Below are 10,648 nucleotides of genomic sequence, written 5' to 3'. Positions count from 1 at the left end.
CCAAAAACGCAGATTGGGTGCAGCAATTTTGGCCTTGCAAAATCCGATATTCTCCACCTGGTAAAAAGGGCCTTACGATGCATCGTAAGGCCCTTTTTCTTTTGAGTAGTACTCGGATAATAAATACAGATTTACTGCCTGATATCTCTTTCCTCATGAATTCCCGAAGTCTCAATGTTGCATAAACTCAACCTGTGGATGGTCAATGATGCGCTGGAAACAGACGACCAATTTAGCCCAACATAATTTGCATGATAACGCCCATCGCGATCATTAAAGCGTCTTCGATAATTGTTACCGTGCTCATTGGCAGATTGAACACAGCCCCAAGACATGCGCACCTCATTTTGCGCTTGTTTAAAACGCTTTGCAATACACCAAGGATACTTACAGACATAACTGCCACCGTGACAAAATTGATTACGCCGGGAAATAAGTTAGCTGAGTAGGCAATGCCAAGAAACAGTTCGGTAAAGGCATATATAAATCCCCAGGCCCTGACTTTCCTGGCAACAATATCATACATGGCGTAGCTATCGGCAAAGGCGTTTAAATCAAGCATTTTGAAAAATGAGAAGATAAGAAAGAAACCCGCCATAAAGACTCGCATAGCGGTTGGGATGTTAAATGCGCCGCCGGCCAACCCCGCGATGACGGAAATGATTAGAATATAAGCGAAAATAATGAGAATGGGTTTGTAAGTTGCAAACCAGGATTTGCTTTCGTCGTCATTGTTTGCTGAAAGCACCTGCGGAGATTCAATTGCCGGCGAAAGCTGATATTTCTGATAATCTTTTAAGGCAAGTTTCAATTCTGCCGTTGGTATATGACGGGACATCCCGATATCAGCGGTACCCTTCGCCAGATCAATATTTATTTTTTCTACGCCCTCAACTTTTGAAAGCAGGCTTTCGACCTTTTTTTGGCAACCGCCGCAAGTCACGCCTGAGATATAATAGGTATGTGTCATAATATTATTATTTTGACACAAAAATACCACGCGACCGGGCCCGTTATATTACACAATTATGGGTACCATTTATATCACTATGGTTAAACCTCATTTAAAAATTTACGCAGGTGGATACCCTGGGCTTTGAACTGGGTTGGTGTTAGCCCGGTCACTTTCTTGAACTGGGCGGACAAATGGGCTACGCTGCTGTAGTTTAGCTTATACGATATTTCATTCAGGTTCATTTCATTATACACCAATAGTTCCTTTACTTTTTCAATGCGCTGGAGTATCACATATTGTTCGATTGTGATACCTTCGGTTTCCGAAAACAACTTGCTGAGTACGGAATAATCCTTGTGCAGTTCGTCTGCCAGAACTTCTGAAAAAACGAACTTTTCATCTTCTGTATAATGTATATGCTGGATGATGATAGATTTGATTTTGTCGATCTGCTGTTTCAGGCTATCATCCAATAGTTCAAAGCCTAACTGTTTTAGCCGGGACTTGAGTGATTCCAACTGTTGGGCCTGCAATGGGTCTTGTGTCAATACTTCGCCGAGGCGAACATAGATAGGTTTTATCCCAATATCGTTAAAAATCTGTTCAACAGCCTTCACACAACGGGGACAAACCATATTTTTGATGTAGAGCGTCATATAACTAACCTATAGCAACGAATCTTTTTTTCCTTTTTTAAAACTAAGCATTAACAGGTAAATACCCATTGTAAAATCTACCGACAGGCAGAAAAAGTCGTAATGGGGCGGCATTAATCCCGAATAAGGGAATAAATCGAAAAGGAGATCCCAGATGCCATGCAAAAAATAGCCGGCAGCAAGAATCAGCAGGCTCTTTTGAACCCCGTAGTAAGCGATGAACAGAAAGACTACCGACTGAATTGCGCATATTATTAACGAGCTGGTGTTTGTCCAATTAAAACCAACGTAAAGGTACCCTATGCCGGTCAGTATAAGGCCGTACATTAATTGTTTATTTATTTGCCTGAACAGGTTGATAATTATAATTGCCAAAAGCCCGGTGGCAATGCCTGTAATGATAGCGATCATGATTTATTGATTTTTTTATATGGCTGTAGATTAATTAATGTATTTAAAAAGCTCCGGGCTATCTGGATTAAGCATCTGACACACGCGTACTGGAAAATGATTTTAATTTTTTCATGATGATCGTACAACTAAGCAATTAAAGGCTGCACAATTTCCTTGTAGATTGCAAGCTAACTTGAGATGCCGGCCCTTTAATTAAACTGCAAAATTACCTTTCAATATTGGTTGGTATCTTATACAATTATGGGTAAGATTTATAACCGGGGCACCTTGACCACCTTGCAATTCGGTATTCCAATAACTGCCGGGGGTGCTGTAGCCGCCGAAGCCAAAACGAGTGGCCACCTCTTCACAATTAAACGTTAACAATTCGCAAAAAAAATTTGCACCTCCACGCAGGCAAATTCCCATTTCACGCCGAAAATCACCCCCCATATTATGCATGCATAAAAATCATACCGAATACCATTTTGAACTTTGGTATATTTTATAAAATATTTTATATCTTTAAACAATATTATTGCAGTATAAAAAATTAAATAATTGAATATATGACAAATAATATACTTATTTCAAAAAATCAGATATTCGCTTGCTATTCGTTTTGTCTCTTTCTACCTTACAAATATCAAAATGGCCAATTAGCCTGCTGATAATTTATAACCTGATTTTTTAGCATTTATACGCCGTCGCAACATCAAAAATATGAGTGCACCTGCCATACCGAACGAACTGAACAAATACAGCAAAACGCTGACCCAGGATCCAACCCAACCGGCCGCACAGGCCATGCTTTACGGTATTGGCCTCACCGACGAGGACATGAAAAAAGCACAGGTTGGCGTGGCCAGTATGGGTTATGACGGCAACACCTGTAACATGCACCTTAACGACCTGGCAAAAGTGGTTAAGCAGGGTATATGGGAAGAGGATTTGGTAGGCCTGATATTCAACACCATTGGCGTAAGCGATGGCATGAGCAACGGTACTGAGGGTATGCGTTACTCACTGGTAAGCCGCGATGTGATCGCGGATTCCATTGAAGCCGTTTGCGGCGCACAATATTATGATGGGTTAATAACCCTTCCTGGCTGCGATAAAAACATGCCGGGATCGCTGATGGCTATGGGCCGTTTAAACCGCCCGTCCATTATGGTTTATGGTGGCACCATTAAACCCGGTCACTGGAAAGGCGAAGACTTGAACATTGTTTCGGCGTTTGAGGCTCTGGGTAAGAAAATTGCTGGTACCATTAGTCCGGAGGACTTTATGGGCGTGGTTAAAAATGCCTGCCCAAGCGCAGGGGCTTGCGGCGGTATATATACTGCCAACACCATGGCGGCGGCTATCGAGGCTTTGGGCATGAGCTTGCCTTATTCATCGTCAAACCCAGCCCTGAGCGAAGATAAACAGAAAGAATGCCGTGAAGTTGGAAAATACATAAAGCTGTTGCTGGAGCGCGACATCAAACCAAAAGATATCATGACCCGGCAGGCATTCGAGAACGCTATTACCACTATCATGGTGATGGGCGGCTCGACCAATGCCGTACTGCACCTCATCGCGATTGCAAAAAGCGTTGACGTAAAATTAACACAGGACGATTTCCAGGAGATCAGCAATCGCATCCCTTTACTGGCCGACATGAAGCCAAGCGGTAAATACATGATGGAAGACCTGCACAATGTAGGCGGCATCCCGGCGGTAATGAAATACCTGTTGAAGCTAGGCTGGTTGCACGGCGATTGCCTAACGGTAACCGGCAAAACATTAGCCGAAAACCTGGCCGGTATTCCCGAACTGGATTTTGAAACTCAAAAAATAATTTTCCCGGCAGATAAACCTATAAAGGCTACCGGCCACTTACAGATATTGTATGGCAACCTGGCCGAGGGTGGCTCCGTAGCGAAGATCACCGGTAAAGAGGGTGAGCGCTTTGAGGGCCCAGCCCGCGTATTCGACGGTGAGTTTGAGCTTATAGACGGTATATTGAGCGGCCGCGTTCGCCCCGGCGATGTTGTGGTTATCCGCTATGTTGGCCCGAAAGGTGCGCCCGGCATGCCGGAGATGCTTAAGCCTACGTCCGCCATATTTGGCGCAGGTTTAGGCAGTTCAGTGGCCTTGATCACCGACGGCCGTTTCAGCGGTGGCACGCATGGCTTCGTGGTTGGGCACATCACCCCGGAAGCCTTTGACGGCGGCACGCTGGCATTGGTGCAGGACGACGACATCATTGAGCTGGATGCCGTTAAAAACACCATGATGCTAAAGGTGTCCGACGAAGAAATTGAGGCACGCCGAGTCAAATGGGTACAGCCGGAACTGAAAGTAAAAAAAGGCCTGCTGTACAAATACGCCAAAACCGTAAGCACCGCCGCAGAGGGATGTGTTACGGACGAAATGCCATAAGGAGGAGGTGAAAGCTAAAAGGCGAAAGTTGAAAGGCAGCACTAACCCCATTTGTCATTGCGAGCGATGAACGAGCGCGGCAACCTCGTCACCTTGCATTGCGAACAAGCACATTGACGAGGTTGCTTCGTTCCTCGCAAAGACAAAACGCTAAATAGGAATGAACAAATAGAATGCAATCAGTGAAATCATTTAGATCAATGAAATCACAAAAAATATAGAAAATATGGAAGTTGCACAGGAAACATTAACAGCACCGAAGCAAACAGCGATCATAGAAATGACTGGTTCACAGGCTGTTTTGGATGCTTTGATACATGAGGGCGTTGATACCATTTTTGGATATCCGGGCGGCGCAATTATGCCCATTTATGATGCGCTTTATGACTATAATGATAAATTAAACCACATACTGGTGCGCCACGAGCAGGGGGGCATTCATGCGGGCCAGGGTTATGCGCGTACTTCGGGCAAGGTAGGCGTAGTGTTTGCTACCAGCGGTCCTGGTGCTACCAATTTAGTGACCGGTTTGGCTGATGCGCAGATAGACAGCACACCGCTTGTATGCATCACCGGGCAAGTGTTTGCCCACCTGCTAGGCACTGATGCTTTCCAGGAGACGGACGTAATCAACATCACTACGCCAATCACCAAATGGAATTACCAGGTAACCGATGCCAGGGAGATACCTGAGGTTTTAGCTAAAGCATTTTACATTGCTAAAAGCGGGAGGCCGGGACCGGTATTAATTGATATAACCAAAAATGCACAGGTACAAAAATTCGAATATAAAGGTTATAAGCAATGCGATCACATCCGCAGCTACAGGCCAAAACCGATAGTTCGCTCGCAATACATACAACAGGCTGCTGAACTGATCAATTCAGCTAAAAAGCCGTTTGTGATTTGGGGCCAGGGCGTAATTCTTGGCGGTGCCGAGGAGGAGTTCAAGGCGTTTATTGAAAAAGGCGGCATTCCCTCAGCCTGGACGATACTGGGCGCTGGCGCTATCCCGACCGACCACAACCTGAACGTTGGTATGCTGGGCATGCACGGTAACTACGGCCCAAATGTGCTCACTAATGAATGTGATGTATTGATTGCTATCGGGATGCGTTTTGACGACCGTGTTACCGGCAGATTAGACAAATATGCCAAACAGGCCAAAGTTATCCACCTGGATATTGACCCGGCCGAGATCGACAAAAACGTGAAAGCCACCGTACCGGTTTGGGGCGACTGTAAAGAAACCCTGCCAATGCTAACGGAACTTATTCAACAAAAATCTTACCCTGAGTGGCTGGAGAAATTTAAAGAGCATACCCGCCAGGAAGTTGAGGCCGTAATAGAAAAAGAGCTGAACCCCGCAACTGACGAAATGACTATGGGCGAGGTAATTAAAGAGCTGAACGTTTTAACCAAAGGCGATGCAGTAATTGTTACTGACGTTGGCCAGCACCAGATGGTGGCCTGCCGTTATGCTACGCTCAACAAAACCCGCAGCAATGTAACCAGCGGCGGTTTGGGTACCATGGGTTTTGCCTTACCCGCGGCCATCGGCGCAAAGTTCGGCGCACAGCATCGTGACGTTATTGCCGTAATAGGTGATGGCGGCTTTCAGATGACCTTGCAGGAACTGGGCACCATTATGCAGACAGGCATCGACATAAAAATCATTATTCTGAATAACAGCTTTTTGGGCATGGTTCGCCAATGGCAGGAGTTGTTCAACGAGCGCAGATATTCGTTCGTTGACATCCAAAGCCCCGATTTTGTGGCCCTGGCGGCAGCCTACGGCATACCGGGTAAAGCTGTAAAAGAACGGAAAGATCTGAAATCGTCATTAAAAGAAATGATGGACAGCAAAGGCTCGTTCCTGCTGGAAGTTGCAGTAACCAAAGAGAATAACGTATTCCCGATGGTGCCTCAGGGCTGCAGCGTAGCGGAAATTAGGTTGAAATAACGCCCCGGGACACAAGGGCAACCCAAACAAAAAACAAAATGGAAACAGAAATAGGCAAACAGGAATATAACATAACGGTTTATACCGAAAACCAGATTGGTTTACTGAACCGGATTGCCATTATATTTACACGGCGTAAGATAAACATTGACAGCCTTAATACCTCTCCATCAGAAATCGAGAGCATTCACAGGTTCAATATTGTAATAAACGAATCTGAAGATGTGGTACGCAAGCTTTGCCGACAGATTGAGAAACAGGTAGAAGTGTTGAAAGTGTATTACCATACCAACGAAGATGTGATATGGCAGGAACTGGCATTATATAAAGTATCGACAGATGTGATTGCCGAACGCGTGAGTGTGGAGCGTTTATTACGTGAAAATGGCGCCCGCGTAGTTACACTGCGTAAGGACTATACGGTATTTGAGACCACCGGTCACCGCGAGGAGACCGATAACCTGATCAGCATTTTGCAGCCCTACGGACTAATAGAATTTGTCCGCAGCGCCCGCGTAGCCATTATTAAAGACAGCGAAGGCTTTAACGCCAAGATACGCGAATTTGAACGACTGGAACCAGGTGAAGAAGTGGTTGAAAATGAATATTTGAATAAAGGAGAAAAGGTGTTTACAATGTAGTTAACCTTTTGTCATTGCGAGCGAGGAACGAGCCCGGCAACCTCATCGCCATGCAATAGCGAAAAAGCATATGACGAGATTGCTTCGTTCCTCGCAATGACAAAAAGGAAAAAATCGGTGAAATCATCCTCAAATCGATGAAATCACAATAAAAAAATGCTTGAAGAGATCAGACAAAAATATCCATCGGCTTACAACGCCATTAAGGTTGCTACCGAGGCAAGCGGTTTTACCATGCCTTCGGAAGTGCTGACCTGCTCGCTGTTAAAAACACTTGCGGCAACCAAGCCTGGTGGTAAATTTTTGGAATTGGGAACAGGCACAGGCTTATCCACAACATGGATACTGGACGGCATGGATGAAGCATCAACATTGATATCTATAGATAACGATGAAACACTGCTGAACATCGCCAAGGAAAACCTGGGCGTTGACAAGCGGTTGAAGCTGATCTGTACTGACGGCGCTGACTGGATAAAACAAAACGCAGGGCAAAAGTACGGCTTCATTTTTGCCGATACCTGGCCAGGTAAATACCTGTTGCTGGATGAAGTGCTGGATATGATTGAAAAAGGCGGCATCTACATCATAGATGATATGCTGCCCCAGGCGAACTGGCCCACCGGCCATGCCGAAAAAGCAACTGACCTCATTAGCTATTTAGATAGCCGTGAGGACATCATTTTAACCAAGATGGGCTGGGCTACGGGGATAGTTATTATAACGAAAAAGTAGGTAAAAGCTGAAGGGTGAAAAGTGAAAAATTTTAATATTGGAGAGACTTATGAAGTTTAATAGCAAACTCGCAAGTAAACTTCGTAAAGTCTGACCCAAAATCTGTGAAATCAATAAATAAATAAAAAACAAACCAGGCGTCGGTAAAATCAATAAAAATCGGTGCAATCATAAACAAAAAAACAATGGCAAAATTAAATTTCGGCGGTGTTGAAGAAAACGTAGTTACCCGCGATGAATTCCCTTTATCAAAGGCACAGGAAGTATTAAAGAATGAAGTTGTGGCTGTTATCGGCTATGGTGTTCAGGGTCCTGGGCAGGCGCTTAACCAAAAAGACAATGGCATCAACGTTATTGTTGGCCAGCGTAAAGGCACCAAAACATGGGATAAAGCTGTTAGCGATGGCTTTGTACCCGGCGAAACACTTTTTGAAATTGAAGAGGCCCTTGAGCGTGGCACCATCATCTGCTACTTGCTGAGCGACGCTGCCCAGATAGCTGTTTGGCCAACTGTTAAAAAACATTTAACTCCCGGCAAAGCTCTGTATTTCTCTCACGGCTTTGGCATCACCTTTAAAGAGCAAACAGGTATCATTCCTCCCGCTGATGTCGACGTGTTCCTGGTAGCACCAAAAGGTTCTGGTACATCGTTGCGCCGCATGTTTTTACAGGGCCGCGGCTTAAACTCAAGCTTCGCCATTTTCCAGGACGCTACCGGTAAAGCCCGCGACCGCGTTATTGCTTTGGGTATAGCAGTAGGCAGCGGCTACCTGTTCGAAACTGACTTTAAAAAAGAAGTATATAGCGACTTAACCGGTGAGCGCGGTACCCTGATGGGATGCGTGCAGGGTATATTCGCAGCACAATACGAAGTGTTGCGCAAAAATGGCCACTCGCCATCTGAGGCATTTAACGAAACTGTTGAGGAGCTGACCCAATCATTAATGCCGCTGGTAGCTGAAAACGGTATGGACTGGATGTATGCCAACTGCTCAACCACCGCACAACGTGGTGCGCTGGATTGGTGGAAAAAATTCCGCGATGCTACCAAGCCGGTATTTGAAGAATTATACGAAAGCGTAGCAACCGGCAAAGAGTCGCAAAAATCAATCGACAGCAACAGCAAACCTGATTACCGTGAGAAACTGGATGCCGAACTGAAAGAACTGCGCGAAAGTGAAATGTGGCAGGCAGGTAAAACCGTAAGAAGCTTACGGCCGGAGAACCAGGTAGTTGAAGCATAGTAAAATTGTCTGAACTCGAATTCATGGAATTAATGAATTTTTAGAATTGAATGGATAACCGTAAAAGAACTGCAGAGGAATTTAATGATTCCACAAGTAAAATAATTGGTTGTGCGATGCGCGTTCGTTCAACTTTAGGAAACGGTTTTCAGGAGGTTATTTATCAAAGGGCGTTAGAACTTGAAATGGCCCTGGGAGAATTGGGTTTTGCAAGAGAAATGGAAATGCCCATATTTTACAGAGGAACTCAAATAGGCACCCGGCGGGTTGATTTTTATGTTGAAGATGAGGTTATGGTGGAGCTGAAGGCAATTGTTGAGCTAGAAGATGTCCATCTGGCGCAAGCTATAAACTACCTGGAGGCATATAATATAAAAATTGGCCTGCTGATAAACTTTGGAAGCAAAAGCCTTCAGTTTAAAAGATTGTTGAATAAAAAACATAAGCCGAATTTAAATTAAACGGTAGCAAGTCGATAATTCGAAAAATTCATTAATTCTAGAAATTCGAGTTCAGACGAAAAAGAAACTGCTAAATATGACAAAAAAGATATTAGTTATTCCCGGCGATGGAATCGGCCCTGAGGTTACTACCTGGGGCAAAGCCGTTTTAGAGAAGATCGGTAAAGATTTCGGTCATGAATTTACGTACGATGAGGCGCTGATGGGTCACGCGGCTATTGAAGCTACAGGTAGTCCGCTGCCTGATGAGACTTTAGAGAAAGCAAAGGCCAGCGATGCCATTTTATTTGGCGCCATCGGCCATATTAAATATGACAACGATCCCTCGGCAAAGGTACGGCCTGAACAGGGTTTGTTAGGTATACGTAAAGGTTTGGGCTTATACGCCAACCTGCGCCCGATAATGCTGTTTGATGAATTGCTGGATGCATCAAGCCTGAAGCCTGAAGTGCTGAGAGGTACCGACATCCTGTTCTTCCGTGAACTGACCGGCGACGTGTATTTCGGCGAGAAGACACGCACACAGGATTTCGCGTCTGATTTGATGAACTACAACCGCTACGAGGTGGAACGCATTGCCCGCAAGGCTTATGATGCCGCCAGCTTGCGTTCAAAACGCGTTTGCTCTGTAGATAAAGCCAACGTGCTCGAAACCTCACGTCTGTGGCGCGAAGTAGTTCAGGAAATTGCTAAAGAATATCCTGATGTAGAGACGGAGCACATGTTTATCGATAACGCCGCTATGCAACTGGTGAAAAATCCTAAAAAGTTCGACGTGGTAGTTACCGCTAACCTTTTTGGTGATATCCTTACAGATGAAGCGTCACAGATAGCCGGCTCAATGGGTATGCTGGCCTCCGCTTCTGTTGGTGATGGCACGGGCTTTTTTGAGCCTATCCACGGTTCGGCGCATGATATTGCCGGGCAGGATAAAGCTAACCCGCTGGCTTCGATACTTTCCGTAGCACTCATGCTGGAGATAGGTTTCGGTTTACCGGAAGAAGCGAAAAAAGTTACCGCCGCAATCGACAAAACATTAAAAGCAGGTTATCGCACAGGCGATATTGCCGATGCCAAAACAGATAAAGCCAAGATATTAGGCACAACAGCCATGGGCCGGAAAGTGCTGGAATACTTGTAGGATGTGAGAATGAAATCATCTTAAATCGGTGA

The 10,648-nt window shown here is 45.1% G+C and carries 10 protein-coding genes; 7 read left to right on the top strand and 3 right to left on the bottom strand.

All coding sequences use genetic code 11. The features are described 5' to 3' along the window. Nucleotides 1-232 precede the first annotated feature (232 nt). From Q3W13_RS05620 to Q3W13_RS05610, 3 genes are all read right to left on the bottom strand, one after another. Nucleotides 233-970 carry a heavy-metal-associated domain-containing protein gene (locus tag Q3W13_RS05620; RefSeq protein WP_302862001.1) on the bottom strand — a complete coding sequence of 246 codons (738 nt, stop codon included), beginning with the start codon at nucleotides 968-970 and terminating at the stop codon, nucleotides 233-235. An 83-nt stretch (nucleotides 971-1,053) separates the two neighbouring features. Further along, the gene (locus Q3W13_RS05615) at nucleotides 1,054-1,611 is read right to left on the bottom strand and encodes an AraC family transcriptional regulator (protein ID WP_302862000.1); all 558 of its coding nucleotides are present in this window, start codon (nucleotides 1,609-1,611) and stop codon (nucleotides 1,054-1,056) included. Nucleotides 1,612-1,620: 9 nt separating this feature from the next. Beyond that, complete coding sequence (locus tag Q3W13_RS05610; protein ID WP_302861999.1) at nucleotides 1,621-2,022, bottom strand: DUF6010 family protein; 402 nt, start codon at nucleotides 2,020-2,022, stop codon at nucleotides 1,621-1,623. Nucleotides 2,023-2,727: 705 nt separating this feature from the next. On the opposite strand from Q3W13_RS05610, the gene ilvD reads away from it, so the two are divergent. From ilvD to leuB, 7 genes are all read left to right on the top strand, one after another. Next, nucleotides 2,728-4,431, top strand: coding sequence for a dihydroxy-acid dehydratase (ilvD, locus tag Q3W13_RS05605; RefSeq protein ID WP_302861997.1), 1,704 nt, complete (start codon nucleotides 2,728-2,730; stop codon nucleotides 4,429-4,431). Nucleotides 4,432-4,657: 226 nt separating this feature from the next. Further along, nucleotides 4,658-6,394: a biosynthetic-type acetolactate synthase large subunit gene (gene ilvB / locus Q3W13_RS05600; RefSeq protein ID WP_302861995.1), complete on the top strand. Its 1,737-nt coding sequence runs from the start codon at nucleotides 4,658-4,660 to the stop codon at nucleotides 6,392-6,394. A gap of 38 nt (nucleotides 6,395-6,432) precedes the next feature. Then, nucleotides 6,433-7,035 carry an acetolactate synthase small subunit gene (gene ilvN, locus Q3W13_RS05595; protein ID WP_302861993.1) on the top strand — a complete coding sequence of 201 codons (603 nt, stop codon included), beginning with the start codon at nucleotides 6,433-6,435 and terminating at the stop codon, nucleotides 7,033-7,035. A 156-nt stretch (nucleotides 7,036-7,191) separates the two neighbouring features. Continuing rightward, on the top strand, nucleotides 7,192-7,770 hold the full coding sequence (locus Q3W13_RS05590) for an O-methyltransferase (protein ID WP_302861991.1): 579 nt from the start codon (nucleotides 7,192-7,194) through the stop codon (nucleotides 7,768-7,770). 185 nt (nucleotides 7,771-7,955) lie between these two features. Continuing rightward, nucleotides 7,956-9,014, top strand: coding sequence for a ketol-acid reductoisomerase (gene ilvC, locus Q3W13_RS05585; protein ID WP_302861989.1), 1,059 nt, complete (start codon nucleotides 7,956-7,958; stop codon nucleotides 9,012-9,014). Nucleotides 9,015-9,064: 50 nt separating this feature from the next. Further along, a complete protein-coding gene (locus Q3W13_RS05580; protein WP_302861986.1) occupies nucleotides 9,065-9,475 on the top strand; it encodes a GxxExxY protein in 411 nt (136 codons plus the stop codon). A 76-nt stretch (nucleotides 9,476-9,551) separates the two neighbouring features. After that, on the top strand, nucleotides 9,552-10,616 hold the full coding sequence (gene leuB / locus Q3W13_RS05575; RefSeq protein WP_302861985.1) for a 3-isopropylmalate dehydrogenase: 1,065 nt from the start codon (nucleotides 9,552-9,554) through the stop codon (nucleotides 10,614-10,616). Nucleotides 10,617-10,648 lie beyond the last annotated feature (32 nt).

Origin of the sequence: Mucilaginibacter sp. L3T2-6 (assembly GCF_030519355.1) — a bacterium.
Taxonomy (GTDB): Bacteria; Bacteroidota; Bacteroidia; order Sphingobacteriales; family Sphingobacteriaceae; genus Mucilaginibacter.
Note: the sequence above shows the minus strand (reverse complement) of the source record. Positions and strands in the feature narration are given on the sequence as shown.

What these genes read in the sequence shown, in the direction of transcription:
- Q3W13_RS05620 (WP_302862001.1), bottom strand. Translation starts at nt 970, where the DNA reads ATGACACATACCTATTATATCTCAGGCGTGACTTGCGGCGGTTGCCAA.
- Q3W13_RS05615 (WP_302862000.1), bottom strand. Translation starts at nt 1,611, where the DNA reads ATGACGCTCTACATCAAAAATATGGTTTGTCCCCGTTGTGTGAAGGCT.
- Q3W13_RS05610 (WP_302861999.1), bottom strand. Translation starts at nt 2,022, where the DNA reads ATGATCGCTATCATTACAGGCATTGCCACCGGGCTTTTGGCAATTATA.
- ilvD (WP_302861997.1), top strand. Translation starts at nt 2,728, where the DNA reads ATGAGTGCACCTGCCATACCGAACGAACTGAACAAATACAGCAAAACG.
- ilvB (WP_302861995.1), top strand. Translation starts at nt 4,658, where the DNA reads ATGGAAGTTGCACAGGAAACATTAACAGCACCGAAGCAAACAGCGATC.
- ilvN (WP_302861993.1), top strand. Translation starts at nt 6,433, where the DNA reads ATGGAAACAGAAATAGGCAAACAGGAATATAACATAACGGTTTATACC.
- Q3W13_RS05590 (WP_302861991.1), top strand. Translation starts at nt 7,192, where the DNA reads ATGCTTGAAGAGATCAGACAAAAATATCCATCGGCTTACAACGCCATT.
- ilvC (WP_302861989.1), top strand. Translation starts at nt 7,956, where the DNA reads ATGGCAAAATTAAATTTCGGCGGTGTTGAAGAAAACGTAGTTACCCGC.
- Q3W13_RS05580 (WP_302861986.1), top strand. Translation starts at nt 9,065, where the DNA reads ATGGATAACCGTAAAAGAACTGCAGAGGAATTTAATGATTCCACAAGT.
- leuB (WP_302861985.1), top strand. Translation starts at nt 9,552, where the DNA reads ATGACAAAAAAGATATTAGTTATTCCCGGCGATGGAATCGGCCCTGAG.